Below are 20,388 nucleotides of genomic sequence, written 5' to 3'. Positions count from 1 at the left end.
TTAACTGTATTTGAATTTTTTCAAAAAACAAACTACATAAAGAAAGGATGTCCTAGAAGTCGCTGACTTCTAGGACATCCTCTTTTGATTCTTCTTAGCGGGATTCGAAAATCTTTTGGATGACGTGATTATTGTTCGATTTTCCAAAGTTTTTATGAATACAGCTTGCGGGTTTTTCACGCAAGATGGACGCGAAGCTATTGGCCAGTTCGGCTTCCCCTGCCACATGCACTTCTTTCCATCCGCGCTTCTTTTTCATGTTACCCACTACAGAACCCATGCCTTTATAAAAACGATCCAGATTCTCCTTTAACCGATGATCAAATTCGTCTGTATGTCCACCTACTCCCCGTTGTATGGACGACTTAACACCTTTCTGTTCTTTCCAGACATCGAGACCCGAATCAAATTCATACACCGTTTCTTCATGGACTCTCCCCATTGCTGTATCCAAAATCCGGACATTACTGTAGCTTGGGAGTATAATTCCCGCTTCTGGATATGCTTGTAACATATACTCAAATTCATTCGTCATGGCTTGGTTTTCCCAATGAAAGCTCGTCTTGACTGCTACTTGAACATAATGAACAGACCATATTTCAGGATCCGCTGCCGCAAAAATGATAACCCCTTTCGCCAAATCATTTTGCTTATCTTCAACTTCTTTCATCACACGGTCTTTCAATGAACGAAATGCAGTCAATTCTTTTTCATCTCCGGATGCGACGAGGTATTCATCAAGTCTCTTCAACCCTGATTTCAAATGAATTCTCCACGCAGCTTGTTGTTGGTCAGGATCTGCAGGATTCGTGTTTAAGTATACTGACAGCACACATCGATCATCACAGTGAAATGCCTTCAACTTTTTCAATTCTTCGCTAATACTCATCCAATCATCCTCCTTATTCCCTCAGCTATAGCATGCCCGCTGAAGTGAATATTACAAGGTAATTGGAGCTGTGAATTTTTTCAAGTGAAATAGCAATGCTTCATCAAAAATGCCCAGTTAGCAAAAAACGTGCAGTTAATTCCGCTACTTCTTTCTGGTGATGAATTTCTTTATGTCCATAGGGCAACTTAATAAAATCAGCAAGTCCCGGATAATAAACTGAATCCAACTCTACTCGTCCATCATTTTCTCCTTGAAGCAATTTCCCAAGCCATAAATGATTTCGATTCCCCGCAATTGCGCCAATCGCAAAAGGAGTCATATCCGGCAAGTTTAACTGTTCAATATACGTTGCGTTTAATGAGCGTAATGTCTTGTAGTGTTCAGTGTATCCTGTAATTTTACTCGCCACATGCGCCAGCTGACTTCCACGGTTTGGCGTAGCAATTTGCACACAGTGACCAATTGAATCCTTCCATTCAGTTTCTTGCAACACTTTTCGAATAAGTAGACCGCCTGTACTGTGACCAACCAAATGAATAGGAGTATCTTTTTGTGAGATCATATCGGACAAATGTTTTTCCACAAGATAAATGGATTGGTCAAATTCATGATATGTTAACGGTAAGTCGAGTGATCTGCAATGAAACCCTGATGTTCTAAATAGATAGACAATGTCTGCATATCACGTGAATTTTTATTGAAACCATGTAACAAAAGAACACGCTCTTCCATACAAACACCCCTTTATCGTTAAATACCCGATTGAATTTTCTTTACAAGCTCCTTCGTTTGTTCATTCAATTCTTCCACATGGACTTGCTCTTGTGGAATATCCACCACTTTATACTGTTGCTTTAGCAGTAAAATCCGCTCGACGCTTTGATTGACTCGTTGTTCTGTAATGACTCCTTCACTTATAGCCGTTTGTAATGCAGTGAGTAGCTCGTCTACTGGCGTATATTTATGCCCAACAAGTAAAATATCTCCACCTGCTGCAATAGATTGAACTGCCGCATCTCCAATTGTATAGTTCTTTTCAATAGCTCCCATGACCAAGTCGTCTGTAATCACCACACCATCGAACTGTAATTCATCACGTAATACGTCTTGAATGATGATTTTTGAAAATGATGCAGGTGTTTTCGGATCATATGCCTCTACAAGTAAGTGTCCGACCATAATCGCATTTACGCCACTTTCAATCGCTTGTTTAAAGGGAAATAGTTCTACGTTCTTCAAGCGCTCCTTAGTATGCTTGATCACGGGCAAATCAATATGTGAGTCTACACTGGTATCACCGTGTCCTGGGAAGTGTTTGACGACAGGTATGACATGTTGCGACATCATACCCTTGGCCTGCTCGATTCCTGCTTTACTGACTAGCCGTGCGTCATGGCCATACGAGCGATCACCAATCACTGGATTATTCGGATTGCTATCGACGTCCAGTACAGGTGCAAAATTCATATTCAATCCGAATGCACTCATTTTGCGGCCAATTAACTCTCCAACATCATATGCATATTTCCCGTTTTCAACTTTTCCGATTTTACGATTAGAAGGTGTTTTTACGAGTTCTTTTGGCAATCGTGTAACACGTCCACCTTCCTCGTCTGCACTAATAAATAACGGCGTTTTCGCATTCGTATTCGCCTGTTTCAAATCATTAATCAAACTAAGCGATTGCGAAACAGAAACGAAATTGCGTTTAAATAAAATAATGCCACCGACATGCCTATCTTGAATAAATCCCTTCGCTACAGAATCCAGTTGCGGACCTTGCACACCCATAAGAATCAATTGACCGAGTTTTTCATCAAGTTGCATTTCCTGTATCACATCCTGAATTTCCGCACTCGGCTTATGGAGAACAGCAATTTCTGCGATGGTTGCATCGTTTTCTGCTGAAGAAAACAACAAAGTTAATTGGTATTCATCATTCAATTCATAAATAAATGCTGTTTGCCCACCTACTTGTTCAAGTCCATCTGGAACTCCTAGTACTTCCTTGGTCTGCAATTGCGTTATGTCAACGAATTTCGATTCCGCTATACGTAATTTATAAACCTTCTTGTTCTCTGTCAAACGAAGCTTCAATTTTTCTTTTTTATAAGATGCATATATTCCCTTACGATCACGTTCTACCTTATCAGCTTTCCCCAACTGTTCTTGGACTTGTTGAAAAGTAGTTTTCCCCACTTGCCATGGTTGACTGGGTAGCTTTCCTTTTTCAGCGGCATCGTGTACCGCAATCAGCTCTTGTTCTTTCTGTTGATTGCGCATGTCTATTTGTTTAGATTGTTCATTCTTATCGTTCTCTTGATTTGAACACCCTATTGTTATCATAAAAAGTGCACCGACGACGAGTAACAGGAATACTCTAGATACTTTTCGAATAGTTCCACCTCTTCTTTTAGTCATGATAACATCTTTTAGACGTTTTTTGATATTGTCAGTCACCGCATAAAACCTCGACTTTTGTCCATTCTAGTCTGTAGGAGGTGGACGAACATGGCGAATAAAAATAATAAGAAAACCATGAATGAACGGACACATAACCCGTTGAAAACGTATGAAAATAAAAACAAAGAAGCCAGTAACAGTAATAATCAACATCCAGAGGGCCATTCTTTAGAAGAGTTTTCTGCAGAGTTTGGATCTAGGCCAAAAAATAAAAAGAAGAAAAAATAAAACAACTGCCGTGTTCTGTTCACAGAATGACGGCAGTTGTTTTATTTTATATCTCTTCGTTAATCTTGAAATGACGTCTTCCATACCTGTTCCCCACCTTATTGAATATAGAGGCAAGTACTTGTTGGAAGAGCATACCGAAAACGACAGGCATTGCGACTTTCGGCGGAAAGAACGTTGTCGCGATGACAACACCTGTCGCGATATTTCGCATGCCGCCCACAAACATGAACGTCGTAGCAATCACTGGATCTCTCCACAGTACATGCGCTATCCATAAGGCAGTTGCATAGCCCGTTAATGCTATGAACAGTACAAGCGCAATAATACCGACGAGTTCAAAAGAAATCTTCTGCACATAAGGCGCTACTGCACTACCATTAATCGCAACAATCGCAAACAAACTTAATTTAGAGAAAGGAGCTAAGCGAGGCCCCCATTTCTTTTGAACACTCCCCTTTGAGAGTTCATTTAACGTAATACCTGCTATTGTAGGTAGTACGATCATCCAAAGTAAATTAAGTATTAGTGACATACTATCAATGGTTACTCTTTCTCCCACGACGATATGAAGAATAACCGGTAAAATGATAGGTGCCAATAATGTATCAATCAATATGATAGATAAGCATAGAGGTAGATTGCCTTTCGAAATCGTTACCCAAATCACACTCGTAACACCTGTCGGGATTGCGACTGCTAACACAAAACCTACCGTCAGTAAGTGATCATCAAAAAATACCGTGGATAAAAAGTACGCCCATGCCGGCATCACTATGTGCAGAAAAGCGATGCTAACAAGTACTACGGCAGGATACTTCCTGACCATGTGTACTTCTTTTATATTCATGCCAAGACTGCCAACGAACGTCATAAACGCAAACAACCAGGAGACAATAAACAATAACTGCTCCCCTACTTGATGAAACACGACACCTATTACTAAGCTGAGAGGTGTTAAGATGGCAATCCATCGTTGTAAAAATATATTCAAATTAGTAAACATATAATTCCCTTCTTTACTAGCCTGACGTAATGGTTGATATAGTCGTATTCTAGCATAGTAGATTGTGTGAGAATCCATATTGTATCTAACAAAAATTACAGATGCATAAAAAAACCGTAGCGCTAAATCGCTACGGTTCTGTTTTCGTAAAATTATTTTGTGTATGAAAGAACAGCATATTTACTAAAGTTCTTCATTGCATTTGTTGCTTCTGCTTTCTCAGCATATTCAAAAATTCGTACGTTTGCTTGATCAAATAATGTAATTACCCACATGTTTTCCAGTCTCCTTTTAATTTGTATTTATTTATCAATAGTAAAGTCAGTGCTTAGTATGTGTATGTTAGGACTGCGTACTTGTTAAAGTTCTCCATTGCACTTGTTGCTTCTGCCTTCTCAGCATATTCAAAGATTCGTACGTTTGCTTGATCAAATAATGTAATTACCCACATGTTTTCCAGTCTCCTTTTAATGTGTATTCATTTATCAATAATAAAGCCAACGCTTAGTATGTGTATGTCAGGACTGCGTAATTGTTAAAATTTTTCATTGCATTTGTTGCGTCGACCTTCTCAGCATATTCAAAGATTCGTACGTTTGCTTGGTCAAACAATGTGATAACCCACATGTTGTGTAGTCTCCCTTTTGTTTGGCAGCATAGTTCCTTGAATGGAATCTGCTAACCAATTTCTTTTGTTACCCTTATCATACTCTGTTCTACAACAAAAGAAACCGATATGTGAAGTGTTTCACAAATCATTCAAAGTCAAAACGCTTACATATGTCGCAATTGTGTCTGCAAACGTTTTCTTATTAGCGAAATAGAATTTATGCATATATTTTCAATTTAACTTAATCTTTTCATCAACAAGAAAGTACTTTTTTCAGCAGTTTCTATAAATTAGCCTCTCTGACTAGATATATTTCAACAACACGTACATATAAAAAACCGCAGCTACGTACGCTACGGTTAAAATGATCACTTCTTATTTCGTGTAAGAAAGAACGGCATATTTACTAAAGTTTTTCATTGCGTTCATCGCATCTACCTTCTCCGCATACTCAAATATTCGTACGTTTGCTTGATCAAATAAAGTAATTACCCACATGTTTGTCAGTCTCCCTTTGGTTTACATTTTAATCATTTATTTGTATTCTCTCTATGTTTGTTCAGTGATTTTACTTTGTGTAGGATAAAACAGCGTACTGATTGAACTTCTTCATAGCAGTTGTAGCCTCTACTTTCTCCGCATATTCAAAGATCCGTACCTTTTCTGTTTCGAACAATGTGATAACCCACATGTTGTTCAGTCTCCTTTTTGGTTGTATTTTAATTCTTTAAGCGAGAATCCATGACCAACTTCTCTTGTTAACCTTAGTATACTACGCTCAGCAAACGATTTGGTTACATTGTGAAGACTTTCACAATTCATTCAAAGTCGAAACGCTTACATATGACCACTTTGTGTATTCTAGTCACTGTGCGTTTAGTTGTTTTACTCTCTTTTCCCTATCACTTTCAATTAAACACAGATCAGTATGTAAGGCATATACTATGGTCAAAACATAATGAAAGGAATGAGTGTGATCAATCCAGCTGTTTCTAATTTCAAATTAGTGTGTTGGTATCAGCCTGTGTATATATATCCATGTTTTAACTTATTGCCTTTACAGCAAATGAATCAAGCTGAAAATTCGTCTGTGTTACCACACGATGGTCGAACGGATTATGGGCCAATGCCTTTCACGATCAATATAGAAGAGGCAACAACACGAAACCAAACGTTCCGTACCGTACTATGGACAGGTGACCATTTTCAGCTCACACTAATGAGTATTTCGCCGGGAGAAGATGTGGGTTTGGAAATGCACCCACATACCGATCAATTTATTCGGCTTGAGGAAGGGCAAGGTATCGTTCAGATAGGACATAGAAGAGATCAAGTAGACCTCGAGCGACACATTCAAGATCAGGATATTGTTATTATTCCAGCTGGGACTTGGCATAATTTATTAAATACCGGTACTGTTCCTATCAAATTGTATTCTATTTATGCACCGCCAAATCATCCGTACGGTACGATTCATGAAACGAAGGCGATTGCGGAAGAAATGGAATCCCCACATCCTGCTCACAATAAGTATATCTAGTATGCTGAAATATGCTGTTGCTATGATTGAAAAATAAAAAAAGACAAGGCACTAATTTACACGGTGTCTTGTCTGAATTGGACTATACTGTTTTGTCATTTCACCTGGGCGAATAGGCATTGTGTGTTCACAGTAAAAGGTGTTTTATAAAAACAGCAACCCTAAGCTAACCACGATAGAAATCGAGAACGCAATTTTACTTAAAAACACAAGCTCATTACTTCTAAACTTCATAACAACTGCCAATACAGCTACAATCCCCATTAAAATAGATAGAGTTTTTTGAATTGTAAAGTTTGTAGGAAAAGATGTAAACGCCAAGTAGGATAAAAGCAGGCCAAATAACATATTGATAATGATTATACTGTTATTGGTTTTACTTTTATATAATACAACTTGAATTCCTATAGCTATAATTATTAAAACTATATACATGATCTCCAATATATCTAATGCCATTTGTGTAACCTCCTTCACATTATGAACTAATTCAGTAATTGTAACATGAAGTCGAAACTTACGATATTTCTTCGTTCGTTTTTCCGTTATTTATTAAAATATAACATCGGTTGTTCCGTATTTCACATAACGTTTTGATTCCCCGTAAGGTCAAAAAAAACTCTCGAACTATCCGTCCGAGGGTTTTTAAAATATACATCTATATTTACTGAAATTACTAACCCGTTGTCGCCAAGCTATTTCAACTCTATAAACGCCACACACTCCACATGACTACTATGCGGGAACATATCTACCGGCTGAACTTCCTTCGTGCGATAGCCGCCATCTTCGAGAATGCGTAAATCACGTGCCAATGTTCCTGGATTACAAGACACATACACAATCTTCTTCGGTTTATAAGTTAGAATGGTTTCTAGTAATTTTTCATCGCACCCTTTACGTGGTGGATCGACGACTAATACATCAAATTGCTTACCTTGCGCGTACCAAGTTGGAATAACCTCTTCTGCAGGACCTGCTTCAAAATGTGCGTTAGTAATACTGTTTAGTTCCGCGTTACGCTTTGCATCTTCTATCGCCTGCGGTACTATTTCAACTCCGTAAACAGCCTTCGCTTGTTTAGCCAAGAACAATGAAATCGTTCCTATTCCACAATACGCATCCACTACCGTTTCATTTCCGGTTAGGTCAGCATAATCAAGTGCCTGTTGGTACAGTACTTCCGTTTGAATAGGATTTATTTGATAGAAAGAACGTGCTGAAATCTCGAATTCAGTATCTCCAATCCGATCAATAATGACATCCGCTCCGTATAGATTAATCATATCATTCCCCATGATGACATTTGTATTCGCTGTATTCACATTTTGCATAATAGACGTCACGTTCGGTAATTGTTGTAGAATTAATTCGACTACCGCGTCTTTTTGCGGGAACTTTTTATGTCGCGTAACGAGTACAACCATGACTTGACCCGTCTGACGTGCTTTTCTAACGATTACATGACGTAGCAAACCTTTGTGTGTATATTCGTCATACGTCTCGATACCAAGCTGTTGAAGTTTATACTTAAGCATCGTCATCAGTTCGTCTGCTTCTTTCGTTTGGATCAGACAAACATCTGTATCGACAATGTGATGTGTACGAGCTTTATAGAAGCCAGTAATTACACGGTCGTTCTCCGTATCAAATGGAATTTGTGATTTATTGCGGTAACGCCACGGATCATTCATGCCTTTTACTTCATGTACAGGCACGTCAGGGAGCTTAGCTATCCGATCCATTACATCGCGTACCGATTTGCGTTTTTGTATCAACTGACTCTCATAGGACAAATGCTGCAATTGACATCCACCACATGTCGGGAATACATGACAAGGTGGCGTTACACGGGATGGAGATGGTTCCACGATATTTAGCAGTTTGGCGAATCCATATTTCTTCAATGTCTTCAATACATGGACATCGACTGTTTCTCCAGGCAACGTTCCTTGAATGAATAACGGATAGCCTTCTACTTTCGCTACGCCCGCTCCATCATGTGTCAGATCTTCTATCGTCACTCGTATCTTTTCATTTTTATTTACTGCAAAGCTCATGATTTTTCCTCCATCTTTCAGATACTTCTAGTGTAACACGGGGAAGCAAACAAAAAAACAGACGTAATCACACGTCTGTTTCTTTATTGTCCTTATACTCATTTCTAGTCACTGCATCGTCTTTCAAGACCACAAAGAACGATAATAGTATACCCGCAATGATCACCAAAAAAGGCGCATAGAAAATCAAAAATTCATTCATCGTATTGCCTCCTTATGCATGATGATTTTCGTTTCCTTTTACGTATTCTTTATTGAACAGGAACATACGTAATAGTAAATAAAGCGATGGAATTAGAAGCAATAATCCACATATGAAAGCAATGATTAAAGCAACCGCCATTGCTTGGTTCGTAAAGCTATCGTAGATCGTCAAATACGGGTAGAGCAAGTACGGATAATGCGATGCCCCATAGCCAAAGAAAGCGAACACGAACTGTCCTATTAGTAAACTGAACGCCACACCATAATGACGCTGTCTCCAAATGAGGTAAACCGTACCCAGAAACAGTACGAGCGATATCAAAAACAAAGGCCAGAACGTTTGAATACTCTCGTAATGGAGCGGATTATGCTTACGTAATTCAAATATAATCCCGCCAGCTGCGATGATCGTTGGAAATGCCCAGATTAGCGCGTATTTCCTCAAAAGATGCGTCGCCTCGTGATCCCCGGCTTTGTTCGCATACCACGTCAAAAATGCGGAAGAGATATAAAGTGTTGCCGCTATGCTAAGCACTACAATCGACCAAGTTAATGGGCTAGTGAACAACTTCCAGTAATCCAAAACCGGTTGTCCATTCACTATTTCAATAAATCCACCTTCAGAAATTGTTAAAACAATCGATAGTGATGCCGGAAGTAATAAACCCGTGGAACCGTAGGCAAATGAATATCCTTTATGACCACGGGCTCCATACGTCTCAAATGCATAGTAGGAACCTCGAACTGCCAGAAGAATAATGGCAAAACTCACCGGGACTAGCAATGTGGTGCCATAATAAAAGGCGGTTTTCGGGAAGAATCCAATAATTCCTACGAAGAAGAATACTAAAAAGACATTCGTTACTTCCCAGACTGGCGATAAGTAGCGCTGAATGACATTAGTCAATATTCGCTGTCTGCCCGTAAATAAACTGTATGCGTTGAAAAAACCTGCTCCAAAATCAATGGCACCAATTAGAATGTAGCCGAATAAAAACACCCACAATACCGTAATCCCAAGAATCTCGATATTCATCGAATGTCACCGCCTCTCTCCTGCTGCCGATCTTTGATTTCTTGTTCTACAGGATTCCTGATGAACATTCTCCTTAAAACAACAACACTACCGACTCCTAGAACCAGGTAAAGAAGCGCAAAAAGCACAAGCATAGTCGGTACTTGCCCGCTAGTTGTCGCGCCTTCCGAAGTACGCATAATATTACGCAATATCCACGGCTGACGTCCTACTTCCGCTAGCCACCAACCCGCTTCAAGAGAAATGAAAACGAGTGGTCCTCCCGCGACAATTAGCCAACGGAATAAGCGTGACTCGACAAATGACCATCTTCGCCACATACCAATCCAGTATATAGCTGACAACATCATTAATGTCATTCCGATCGTTACCATAATATCAAAGAGGTAATGAATATAGAGAGGAGGGATATCTTCTTCAGGAAATTGATCCAACCCAACGACTTCTGCACTAAGAGATCCATGCGCTAAGATAGAAAGTGCGTACGGTATTTTAATGGCGTATTTAACTTCCCCATCGTCCAACACACCATACAAAATTAAAGGAGCATTTTCTTCCGTTTCAAAATGCCATTCTGCAGCCGCCAGTTTTTCAGGTTGATACTCTGCTAAATACTTACCTGATAAATCTCCAACCAACACTGCACTCACACTAAAAATGAATCCCACTTTCAATGTCAGATATAACGCTTTTTTATGATAGACGTGATTCGAACCACGCAACAAACGGAATGCTGCAATAGCCGCCAATAAAAAGGCGGATGTCATATAAGCTGTCCCGACTACGTGTGCCACTTTTGTGGGCATAGCGGGGTTGAACATTGCCACAAGTGGATTGACGTTAATTAATTCTCCATTCACTAGGTTAAAGCCTTGTGGTGCATTCATAAAGGCATTTACAATGGTTATGAATACTGCAGAGAATGAAGCTCCAAGCGCGACAGGGATAAGGAGTAGAAAATGTTTCTTTTGATTTTCAAAACGATCCCATGTATAAAGGTAAATACCGAGAAAAATTGCTTCAAAGAAGAAAGCGAATGTCTCCATAAATAATGGTAATGCAATCACATTTCCCGCAAGCTCCATAAAGTTCGGCCATAATAAGGACAACTGCAAACCAATTGCTGTTCCTGTCACTACCCCTACTGCCACCGTGATAACGAAACCGCGTGCCCAACGTCTAGCCAACAAAATATAATGCTCATCGTTTTTCTTGATACCCACCCACTGGGCTAGCATAATCATGAGCGGGACACCGACCCCTATGGTGGCATAGATAATATGAAACGATAAAGTTAGTTCGGTCAAGATTCTAGAATATAAAACTGGATCCACACAGGCCACCTCCTCTTTTCACGAGAATAATCTTCCAATAATTGATAGCAACATTATACCCGCTACAATAAATGCCAACCACATCAGACGCTTTTCTTGCCTTTTATACACCTAATCACTCCTAAGCACAATTCTATTTTAGGCTTTCCCTTAAAACACCTTTCAATAACCTATTTAAAGCGATTTGTTGAAATTTAGACGTATTTCTGCATTCACAGCACATCTTATTATTGTATACTAATAAATTAACCCATTTCACTTGTAATTTGTTAGTTTTTACAGTATAATTAGTTAACTAATGAGAGGTGAAAGTCAATGAAAAGAGTAAAAAGAAAAGTCATAGCGTATATTACAAAAGGGGAAGGCAGACACCGTAAATTGCTTGTTTATGAGCAAAAGGATCAGCCTGAAGCAGGTTTACAAGTTCCTGGTGGTACAATCGAACGCAACGAACTATTATTGGATGCATTATATCGAGAAATCGAAGAAGAATCCGGTATCGTGCGTGATGAACTTATACTAGAAGGTAAAGTAAAAGCTTCAAAATATTTCCCGGAAGATAAAAATGTAATTTATGAACGTACGATTTTCCACTTTTCCTATACAGGAGAAAACAAGCACGAATGGGAATATATCGTAGAAGGTGAAGGTAAAGACGCAGGTCAATTATTCAGCTATCGTTGGATGCCGTTGAAAGAAGTGCCAAAGTTAGCTGCTAAACAAGGAGAAGCGATTGAATACATCTGATATCGACCTGATACGATGCTCATTGCATCGGGCTCACCCAATTAATTTTTCACAATAAAAGACTATTCCATCCGAACGTTAGTAATTCGACTGGAATAGTCTTTTTATTATTTCTTTTATTTGATTTGCTTCACTTTATCCTGAGGGCGTAATTTCTGAAGCGGTACGAACATCTCGACATGTTGATATAAATTTTGGAAAGTTGCTGGCAATACGCCACCGTACTCTCCATCTAAGTTCAATAACACTTCGTCTTTGGAAGTCACCACAATTTTTTCCGCCTTCGCTGAAACAACTAAAGGATCATCCAGATGTTCTCCGCGGGAAGCTAGCGTAACCACACGAATAAATTCTGCAATATTGCATTTCTTTAAAATAAGCAATGTAAAATATCCATCGTTGATACTGGAGTTAGGTGCTAATTTCTCAAACCCGCCAACCGAGTTGGTCAAGCCAATCAAAAACATCATGGCTTCCTCATCAAATACATTTCCATCATACTCAATACGAAGATGACTGGAATGTATGGAAGGCAACATTTCAATTCCTTTTAAATAATAAGCCAACTGACCAATTACTGTTTTTAAACGGCTTGGAACTTCATATGTCAATTCCGTCATTCGGCCGCCACCCGCTATATTAATAAAGTAGCGATCATTCATCAAACCTACATCGACCGGAATCGAATCTCCTTGGCAAATGATATCTACAGCGTCATCGATTTCTCTCGGTATACGCAATGCTCTTGCAAAATCATTCGTTGTTCCCATAGGTATCAAGCCGATTTTTGGACGTTTGTCAAAATGTCCGACACCTTCAACTACTTCATTGAGCGTCCCATCGCCACCTGCAGCAATAATCACATCGAAACCTCTGCGAACCGCGTCTCGCGCTGCCGCTGTTGCATCACCCTCGCAAGTTGTAGCGTGAGCGGATGTTTCATAACCCGCATTCTCCAATTTTTCGAGGACTTCTGCTAAATGTTTACGGAAGACTTCTCTTCCTGCAGTCGGATTATAAATAATGCGTGCACGTTTCATACACTTTCCCCTCGATCCTTTCGCGTCTGAAACAAATCAGACCTTTACCATTTTCAAATGGTTTCTTACACTTAATTACTGAGACAATTGTAAAACAGGAAGCCATGTCGACCGAATATCACTATAAACAGCAAGCCAATTTTCGGGCTTAGATGTATATTCAGCCGTCAATTGGGAATAAAATATTTTTTGTTTATCTTCAAAATCAGTTGCATCTTTAGCTGGCAACTTGGCACGACCATCCATGACAAACTTTTGAAGTACTGGTGCCCGTGGTCCCCACTTACCCACTACCTCACCTGCAGCATTTAATAGCAGATACATAGGAATCGAACGTCCACCATTCGTCAAATATTGATCAATCAGCTCTGGATTTTCATCCCTCAAAACAGCGCGAACATCTAGATTGGCAGCTTCAGCAATTTTTCGAAGGATGGGATTATTTAGCATGGCATCTCCACACCAGTCTTCTGTAATGACTAAAATATGGGGTTGCTTTTCTTTCAACAATTCAATAAATTCATCATCCTGTGGTACTTCAAATGCATTATAGATCAAAAAACTGTTTTCCTTATGTGTTTCCATTTTGTCCATATTCGTTTGAAGGGATACAGCATCTTCAAAATATTGTTGTTCTGTTTTCAATACAATCCCCCCTGTTTCACTGTGTAAGTTAACGTGGAAAAACGTCCAGGTTCAGGCTATTTTGACCTCTCCTGGAACGTTTTCATTTAATTGATAGATTAGCGCTTCTTGATCTCTTCCATCAATAATTTATTAACAAGTGGTGGATTCGCTTGTCCTTTGGTAGCTTTCATAACTTGTCCAACTAAGAACCCAACTGCGCGATCCTTACCATTTTTAAAGTCTTCTATTGATTGTTCGTTGTTGTCTAGAATTTCGGTAATGATTGTACGCAATGTACCTTCATCGGAAATTTGGACAAGTCCCTTTTCTTTGACGATATCGGCAGGGTTTCCGCCTTTTTTCACGAGATCAATAAATACTTTTTTCGCGATTTTAGAAGAAATCGTACCATCTGTAATCAATTTTACAAGTTGCGCCAAGTTTTCAGGCGTCAGTGGAGTATCGTGCAGTTCTTTCGATTCTGCATTTAGATAGGCAGATACATCCCCCATCAACCAGTTGGAAGCCAATTTAGGATCCGCTCCAGCTTTTACTGTTGCATCAAAGAAATTAGACATTTCTTTTGTTAAAGTTAGTACGTGTGCGTCATATTCCGGAAGATCCAGTTCAGACACATAACGTGCTTTACGAGCATCTGGTAATTCAGGAATTTCTTTACGAACACGGTCAATCCATTCCTGTTCAATATGAACTTCAGGTAAGTCCGGGTCATTAATAAAGCGATAATCATTGGCACTGCCTTTAATCCGCATCAATACCGTGTCACCAGTTGCTTCATCATAACGGCGAGTCTCTTGTTGAATAGTACCGCCAGACAAGAGAATCTTTTCCTGACGCGCTACTTCATTAGCAATACCGCGGCGAATAAAGTTAAACGAGTTCAAGTTTTTCAACTCTGTCTTCGTTCCAAATTTTTCTTGACCGTATGGACGTAAGGAAATATTTGCATCACAACGAAGTGAGCCTTCTTCCATACGTACGTCAGATACTCCTGTATATTGAATGATCGCTTTTAGTTTTTCCAGAAATGCATATGCTTCCTCTGGAGAACGCACATCTGCTTCTGTAACGATTTCGATTAATGGTGTTCCTTGACGGTTTAAGTCGACTAATGAATAGCCATTTTCTGTATGCGTTAGTTTACCTGCATCTTCTTCTAAATGTACACGTTCAATACGGATTTTTTTCTTCTTACCGTCTACTTCAATTTCAATCCAACCGTTTGCTCCTACAGGACGCTTGTCTTGAGAGATTTGATAAGCTTTCGGATTATCAGGATAGAAGTAATGCTTGCGGTCAAAGTTCATGATCGGCGCAACGTCACAGTTTAGTGCCATAGATGCCTTCATTCCAAATTCAACAGCTTTTTTATTTAACGTAGGTAAAACACCAGGATACGCGATGTCTGTTACGTGTATATTTTTATTCGGCTCTGCCCCAAAATGAGCGGGTGCTGGAGACATGATTTTAGTATCCGTTTTAAGCTCTACGTGGATTTCTAATCCGACAATTGTCTCAAAGTTCATGATTATTTCCCCTCCTGAATCGATGGAGTGCGTTTGTGGAAATCAGTTGCTTGCTCATAGGCATGGGCGACTTTATATAATGTTTCCTCGTCAAAGTGCTTACCCATGAGTTGCATTCCAACTGGTAGTTCGTTAACGAAACCACATGGTACGGATAGTGCTGGACGGCCTGTCAGGTTCGCTGGTACAGCCAAGACATCATTTGCATAATGAACGAGCTGATCACCGCCTGTTTCGCCAAGTTTAAATGCTGTTGTAGCAGCAGTTGGTCCAATTACTACATCATACTTTTCAAATACAGAGTCAAAGTCTTGTGCAATCAATGTACGTGTCTTTTGTGCGCGTACATACAGATCTTCATGATGATCCGCACTCATTGCATACGTACCGAAAATAATGCGTTTTTTCACTTCATCACCAAAACCTTCTTGACGTGTACGGAAATATGCTTGTTCGAGGTTTTCAGCGTTTTCAGTATGATAGCCATAACGCAATCCATCAAAACGTGAAAGATTGGATTGAGCTTCTGAAGAAGAGATTACATAATACGTAGTTGGCGCATATTGAATATGTGGCAATTCTACTTCTTCACAAACCGCTCCAAGTGATTCCAATACAGAAATTGCTTCTCTTACTGCCGCTACGATTTCTGTATCAACACCTTCGCCTAAGTAAGGTTTCGGAACTGCAACCTTCAGACCTTTTATGTCGCCTGTAAGAGCTGCTGTGAAATCAGGAACTGCTTTTGCAGAAGATGAACTATCATTGTCATCTTCTCCCGCGATTACGCTTAGCAATAATGCGTTATCTTCCACAGTTCGTGACATGGTACCAATTTGATCAAGTGAGGAAGCAAATGCTGTCAAACCAAAACGTGAAATACGACCGTATGTAGGTTTCATTCCAACAATTCCACAGAATGCAGCTGGTTGACGAACTGAACCACCCGTATCCGAACCGAGGGATAGTGGGACTTCACCTGCTGCGACTGCTGCTGCCGAACCGCCTGAAGAGCCACCTGGTACATAGTCTGTATTCCAAGGATTTAATGTATTACCGAAAAAAGATGTTTCAGTTGTAGAACCCATTGCAAATTCGTCCATATTGAGTTTTCCAATATTAATTGCGCCCGCAGCTTCCAATTTTTCTATAGCCGTAGCATTGTAAACAGGTACGAAGTCTTCCAACATTTTGCTTGCGCATGTTGTCTTCATATCTTTTGTTACAATATTGTCCTTAATACCGATTGGAACTCCGAAAAGGCGGCCACGTGTAGTTGCAGCTTCTTGATCAAGCTGTTCTGCACGCTTTGTTGCCTCTTCTTTTGCGACGTGAATGAACGCGTTGATTTTCTCTTCGTGCTGTTCAATCGTTTGTAATGTTGCCTCTGTTACTTCTTTAGCAGTAACTTCCCCTTTTTGTAAAAGAGCTTGAAGTTCAGTTGCTGTTTTACTAGTTAACGTCATCACTTTTCCTCCTACTGTCATTGTGCCAAGAATGGTATTTTATACTGTGAATTCGATTACAGAATATCCGGAACCTTGATAAGTCCATCTTCCTGATCTTCTGCACTGGCCAGCATTACTTCACGGTCCAAGATATCTTTTGGCTCATCTTCACGTAAGACGTTGATCATAGCAACTGGGTGCGTCATAGGTTTTACACCTGTAACATCCACTTCTTTTAAATCACTTACACTTTCAATCAAATCTGCTATCTTTGCAGAGAAATTTTCTTTGTCTTCCTCGGAGAGGCCAATACGGACGAAATCCGCAAAATACTTGACGTCTTCTTTCGAAAATGTTGTCATACATCGTTCCTCCTCATTTTGCAATCGTACAATTAATCATACCATTTAATCAGTTTCTTGGAAAGTTCGTGTTACTCCCTAAAATCAGTTAATATCCGTAGACGTGTACAAACGGTTCCTCTCGATCCTTGTCATTTACAATCAGCACTTCGGGCCCATTTACTGAGGTAACACTTACTTCAATGGGAACATCTTTAAAATGTGTTTTAACCAATGAAGTTAAGTATTGTGAAAACCCAATCAGCTCCGTCTTGCCAAAAAATTGTATAGGAATTTCCACGCGCAATGAATTGAGTTTCTGATCTTTATAAAAAGCTGTTCCAATGACATTCACAAAGCTCGGGAAGTAATCATCAATGTCTTGTTTGAAGTTCTTGAATGTCGTATTCAAGTCACGATAATTCCCTGTTGATGAAGTCGCGGGAAGTAATACATACTGCTCGTCTACTTCTTTCCAACCCGTGAATTCTTTTTTTCCTTTTGCAGCAAATGAAGTGGCAAAATATGTACCGGGTACAATATCGTTGCGACTTTCTTGCTTAAACAGTCCAACCGCTATTGGTATCTCAGCAAGCTCTGGTTTACTGCGTAACCGACTTAAAATAATATCCGCCATCTTCTTGCCTTTTTCTTCAATTGTTTTATCATCAATCCGACGTTCACTGGCTTCACGTGGATAATACACCGAATTCATCGCTAGTCCAATAGAAATGCCAGCCAATTTCACTTTTTTATCGTCCGTCATTTGTAAATAGTTTTGCTCGACGATATGTGCAAGATATATCGGTGCCTCATCTGCAATTTGAGCCGGTGACATATCATCGGTTATTGCGGGATTGAGACCTGCTTCAAAATTGGATTTTCTGGAGATCCATTGCTTCGCAGTATCGCGGTCAATATATTGACCCTCCTGGAAGAAATAATCTTTCGGGTCGTAATACAACGATGACAGGCGCAGTAAGCCTTCCTCTGTTTCCTGAATATCGTACTTCGTATGGAGATTATTGACGATCAACCCCCGGCTGGCGCTCTTTTTAAATGGAACCGGTGTCCGGTAATAGGATTTTTTAATTTGAGCATCAGGGATGAGCACCATTTCCTGCTCACTCTCTTCTGTTTCCTGCACTGCTTTTTCCTGATCATCGCTCGGCGAAGGTACACAGCCTGTCAGCAATACTGCCGACAGAATACCCGTTATAAGCCATTTAGTCTTTCTTTTCATTCATATCCACTCCAAGGGCATCAAGCATAGCTTGTTCGTCCCAAATTTCAATCCCCAATTCTCTTGCTTTGGTCAATTTGGATCCTGCATCTTCACCCGCAATGACCAGATCTGTTTTCTTACTAACACTGCCGCTAACAGTTCCGCCAAGTGATTCAATTTGTTCTTTAGCTTCTCCACGCGTCAATTCTGAGAGCTTTCCTGTCAATACGATGGTTTTTCCAGCGAAAGGTCCAGTAGTTGGCAACTCTTCACGTGTGGCACCTTTATAAACGGTATTTACACCGTAAGAGCGCAACTTGTTCATCACTTCGTGAACTTCTTCTGTATTAAAGTACGTTGTTACAGAATCAGCAACTATCGCACCGATTTCAAAAATTTTCATAAGGTCTTCTTCTGTTGCTTGTTCTAACGCATCGAGAGTACGGTATTCTTCCGCTAAGATTCTTGCGACTTTTTCACCGACATGACGAACACCCAATCCAAATAGCAATTTTTCCAATGAATTCTCTTTCGACTGTTCAATGGCCGCCAAAATATTTGCTGCGGATTTCTCACCGATCCGTTCCAAGCTCAATAGCGACTCTTTCGTTAAAATATATAAATCAGATACATCTTGTACCAAATCAGCCGTATACAATTGTTCAATAAGCTTTTCGCCCACGCCATCTATATTCATGGCTCTTCTTGAAACGAAATGGATTAACGCTTCTTTCATCTGCGCGGGACATTTAGGGTTCACACAACGCAGCGCTATTTCCCCTTCAATCTTAACAAGTTCTGAATCGCAAACAGGACAGTTGTCAGGCATATGGTATGGTTCTTCTTCACCCGTTCGCTGTTCTTTCAATGACATGACGATTTCAGGTATGATATCGCCTGCCTTTCGCAACACGACGTGATCACCGATACGAATATCTCTCTCTCGGATCAAGTCTTCGTTATGCAAAGATGCTCGTCCCACTGTCGTACCTGCCACAAGAACGGGCTCAAGAATAGCTGTTGGCGTCACTACACCTGTCCGCCCTACGCTTAACTCAATATCCAACAGTTGAGTATGCACTTCTTCTGCAGGGAACTTATAGGCAATTGCCCATTTAGGACTCTTTGCCGTATAGCCCAGTTGCTCCTGCGATTCGAAGTTATCGACTTTTACTACAATACCGTCAATTTCATAATCAAGGTGTAGTCTATTTTCTGACCAGTAGGCTACGTAGTCCAATACTTCTTCAATTGTTGTACAACGCTTACGTTCTTTATTCGTCGTCAAACCTAGTTCATCCACTTTATTGAGCGCATCCGTGTGACTATCTAGACCATAGACATCTGCATCGCCGCCTACCGCATAAATGAAAGTAGCTAAATTTCTGCTCTCTGCTACTTTTGAGTCTAATTGACGAAGTGATCCCGCAGCTGCATTTCGTGGATTGGCAAAAGGAACTTCACCCGCTTCATCACGGTATTCATTCAATTTAACAAATGAATTCTTCGGCATATACGCTTCGCCACGCACTTCAATCGTTAAAGGCTCATTCAATTTATGTGGAATTGAGCGAATAGTTTTTAAGTTAGCTGTGATGTCTTCTCCAACTGAACCATCTCCGCGAGTAGCGCCCTGCACAAGGCGACCTTCTTCATATTGCAATGAAACGGCAAGACCATCGATCTTCAGTTCACAAACATACACCGCGTTACCTGTTGCTTCTTTTACCCGTCTGTCGAAATCCTTTAAGTCTTCTTCATTAAAGGCGTTCGCTAAACTTAGCATTGGATAACGATGAACGACTTTTTTAAACACCTCAAGTGGTTCTCCACCCACCCGTTGTGTCGGTGAATCAGGATAGATCAAGTCGGGATGTTCTTTTTCAATCGCCAACAATTCCTTCATCTTCTTATCATATTCTGAATCGGGAACGATGGGGGCATCCAAGTCATAGTATGCGCGCCCGTATTTATGCAATGTTTTATTGAGCTCCGCTACCCGCTTCTCTAGTTCTAGAACATCATCCATCTATTTTCCAC

General features: G+C 40.1%; 24 protein-coding genes. 3 read left to right on the top strand and 21 right to left on the bottom strand.

The window, feature by feature from the left end:
• Nucleotides 1-94: 94 nt before the first annotated feature.
• The 3 genes from CSV60_RS10055 to nagZ all read right to left on the bottom strand — a co-directional run bounded on the left by CSV60_RS10055 (nt 95) and on the right by nagZ (nt 3,313).
• Nucleotides 95-889 (bottom strand): VLRF1 family aeRF1-type release factor, encoded by a 795-nt coding sequence (locus tag CSV60_RS10055; protein WP_099631697.1) that lies wholly within the window; start codon nt 887-889, stop codon nt 95-97.
• Nucleotides 890-992: 103 nt separating this feature from the next.
• Nucleotides 993-1,454, bottom strand: coding sequence for an esterase/lipase family protein (locus tag CSV60_RS10050; protein WP_233189602.1), 462 nt, complete (start codon nt 1,452-1,454; stop codon nt 993-995).
• Between the two features lie 188 nt (nt 1,455-1,642).
• Nucleotides 1,643-3,313 (bottom strand): beta-N-acetylhexosaminidase, encoded by a 1,671-nt coding sequence (gene nagZ / locus CSV60_RS10045; protein WP_143565336.1) that lies wholly within the window; start codon nt 3,311-3,313, stop codon nt 1,643-1,645.
• A 90-nt stretch (nt 3,314-3,403) separates the two neighbouring features.
• Between nagZ and CSV60_RS10040 the strand changes: the two genes are divergently transcribed.
• On the top strand, nt 3,404-3,583 hold the full coding sequence (locus tag CSV60_RS10040; RefSeq protein WP_099636908.1) for a hypothetical protein: 180 nt from the start codon (nt 3,404-3,406) through the stop codon (nt 3,581-3,583).
• A gap of 46 nt (nt 3,584-3,629) precedes the next feature.
• On the opposite strand, the gene CSV60_RS10035 is transcribed toward CSV60_RS10040, so the two are convergent.
• From CSV60_RS10035 to CSV60_RS16145, 6 genes are all read right to left on the bottom strand, one after another.
• A complete protein-coding gene (locus CSV60_RS10035) occupies nt 3,630-4,589 on the bottom strand; it encodes a bile acid:sodium symporter family protein (RefSeq protein ID WP_099636907.1) in 960 nt (319 codons plus the stop codon).
• A 152-nt stretch (nt 4,590-4,741) separates the two neighbouring features.
• Nucleotides 4,742-4,864, bottom strand: coding sequence for a hypothetical protein (locus CSV60_RS16165; RefSeq protein WP_255397325.1), 123 nt, complete (start codon nt 4,862-4,864; stop codon nt 4,742-4,744).
• Between the two features lie 53 nt (nt 4,865-4,917).
• Nucleotides 4,918-5,040, bottom strand: coding sequence for a hypothetical protein (locus CSV60_RS16160; RefSeq protein WP_255397324.1), 123 nt, complete (start codon nt 5,038-5,040; stop codon nt 4,918-4,920).
• A gap of 53 nt (nt 5,041-5,093) precedes the next feature.
• The gene (locus tag CSV60_RS16155) at nt 5,094-5,216 is read right to left on the bottom strand and encodes a hypothetical protein (RefSeq protein WP_255397323.1); all 123 of its coding nucleotides are present in this window, start codon (nt 5,214-5,216) and stop codon (nt 5,094-5,096) included.
• 358 nt (nt 5,217-5,574) lie between these two features.
• Entirely contained in the window at nt 5,575-5,697 is a 123-nt protein-coding gene (locus tag CSV60_RS16150) for a hypothetical protein (protein WP_255397322.1), read from the bottom strand.
• Between the two features lie 70 nt (nt 5,698-5,767).
• Nucleotides 5,768-5,890, bottom strand: coding sequence for a hypothetical protein (locus tag CSV60_RS16145; RefSeq protein WP_255397321.1), 123 nt, complete (start codon nt 5,888-5,890; stop codon nt 5,768-5,770).
• A 267-nt stretch (nt 5,891-6,157) separates the two neighbouring features.
• On the opposite strand from CSV60_RS16145, the gene CSV60_RS10030 reads away from it, so the two are divergent.
• Nucleotides 6,158-6,739: a cupin domain-containing protein gene (locus CSV60_RS10030; protein ID WP_099636906.1), complete on the top strand. Its 582-nt coding sequence runs from the start codon at nt 6,158-6,160 to the stop codon at nt 6,737-6,739.
• A 144-nt stretch (nt 6,740-6,883) separates the two neighbouring features.
• Here CSV60_RS10030 and CSV60_RS10025 read toward each other — a convergent pair whose 3' ends face one another.
• From CSV60_RS10025 to CSV60_RS10010, 5 genes are all read right to left on the bottom strand, one after another.
• The gene (locus CSV60_RS10025; protein WP_099636905.1) at nt 6,884-7,198 is read right to left on the bottom strand and encodes a hypothetical protein; all 315 of its coding nucleotides are present in this window, start codon (nt 7,196-7,198) and stop codon (nt 6,884-6,886) included.
• A 236-nt stretch (nt 7,199-7,434) separates the two neighbouring features.
• Nucleotides 7,435-8,799, bottom strand: coding sequence for a 23S rRNA (uracil(1939)-C(5))-methyltransferase RlmD (rlmD, locus tag CSV60_RS10020; RefSeq protein ID WP_099631690.1), 1,365 nt, complete (start codon nt 8,797-8,799; stop codon nt 7,435-7,437).
• A 67-nt stretch (nt 8,800-8,866) separates the two neighbouring features.
• Nucleotides 8,867-9,001: a cytochrome bd oxidase small subunit CydS family protein gene (gene cydS, locus CSV60_RS16140; protein WP_255397320.1), complete on the bottom strand. Its 135-nt coding sequence runs from the start codon at nt 8,999-9,001 to the stop codon at nt 8,867-8,869.
• 12 nt (nt 9,002-9,013) lie between these two features.
• On the bottom strand, nt 9,014-10,039 hold the full coding sequence (locus tag CSV60_RS10015) for a cytochrome d ubiquinol oxidase subunit II (RefSeq protein ID WP_099631689.1): 1,026 nt from the start codon (nt 10,037-10,039) through the stop codon (nt 9,014-9,016).
• Nucleotides 10,036-11,373 carry a cytochrome ubiquinol oxidase subunit I gene (locus tag CSV60_RS10010; RefSeq protein WP_099631688.1) on the bottom strand — a complete coding sequence of 446 codons (1,338 nt, stop codon included), beginning with the start codon at nt 11,371-11,373 and terminating at the stop codon, nt 10,036-10,038. Before CSV60_RS10010 ends, CSV60_RS10015 begins: the two co-directional genes overlap by 4 nt.
• 315 nt (nt 11,374-11,688) lie before the next feature.
• On the opposite strand from CSV60_RS10010, the gene CSV60_RS10005 reads away from it, so the two are divergent.
• A complete protein-coding gene (locus CSV60_RS10005) occupies nt 11,689-12,120 on the top strand; it encodes an NUDIX hydrolase (RefSeq protein ID WP_099631687.1) in 432 nt (143 codons plus the stop codon).
• Between the two features lie 116 nt (nt 12,121-12,236).
• On the opposite strand, the gene CSV60_RS10000 is transcribed toward CSV60_RS10005, so the two are convergent.
• From CSV60_RS10000 to ligA, 7 genes are all read right to left on the bottom strand, one after another.
• Entirely contained in the window at nt 12,237-13,160 is a 924-nt protein-coding gene (locus CSV60_RS10000) for a diacylglycerol kinase (protein ID WP_099631686.1), read from the bottom strand.
• Nucleotides 13,161-13,235: 75 nt separating this feature from the next.
• On the bottom strand, nt 13,236-13,805 hold the full coding sequence (locus tag CSV60_RS09995; protein WP_099636904.1) for a thioredoxin family protein: 570 nt from the start codon (nt 13,803-13,805) through the stop codon (nt 13,236-13,238).
• Nucleotides 13,806-13,903: 98 nt separating this feature from the next.
• Nucleotides 13,904-15,334 (bottom strand): Asp-tRNA(Asn)/Glu-tRNA(Gln) amidotransferase subunit GatB, encoded by a 1,431-nt coding sequence (gene gatB, locus CSV60_RS09990; protein ID WP_099636903.1) that lies wholly within the window; start codon nt 15,332-15,334, stop codon nt 13,904-13,906.
• Nucleotides 15,335-15,336: 2 nt separating this feature from the next.
• Entirely contained in the window at nt 15,337-16,800 is a 1,464-nt protein-coding gene (gatA, locus tag CSV60_RS09985) for an Asp-tRNA(Asn)/Glu-tRNA(Gln) amidotransferase subunit GatA (RefSeq protein WP_099636902.1), read from the bottom strand.
• A 56-nt stretch (nt 16,801-16,856) separates the two neighbouring features.
• Complete coding sequence (gatC, locus tag CSV60_RS09980; RefSeq protein ID WP_099631682.1) at nt 16,857-17,144, bottom strand: Asp-tRNA(Asn)/Glu-tRNA(Gln) amidotransferase subunit GatC; 288 nt, start codon at nt 17,142-17,144, stop codon at nt 16,857-16,859.
• A gap of 88 nt (nt 17,145-17,232) precedes the next feature.
• Nucleotides 17,233-18,366, bottom strand: a complete 1,134-nt coding sequence (locus tag CSV60_RS09975) for a CamS family sex pheromone protein (RefSeq protein ID WP_099631681.1) — start codon at nt 18,364-18,366, stop codon at nt 17,233-17,235.
• A complete protein-coding gene (gene ligA, locus CSV60_RS09970; protein WP_099636901.1) occupies nt 18,350-20,377 on the bottom strand; it encodes an NAD-dependent DNA ligase LigA in 2,028 nt (675 codons plus the stop codon). Before ligA ends, CSV60_RS09975 begins: the two co-directional genes overlap by 17 nt.
• Nucleotides 20,378-20,388: the final 11 nt, after the last annotated feature.

Origin of the sequence: Sporosarcina sp. P7 (assembly GCF_002743425.1) — a bacterium.
Classification (GTDB): Bacteria; Bacillota; Bacilli; order Bacillales_A; family Planococcaceae; genus Sporosarcina.
The sequence above is the reverse complement of the archived record's forward strand: the minus strand, read 5'-3'. Positions and strand labels throughout refer to the sequence as shown.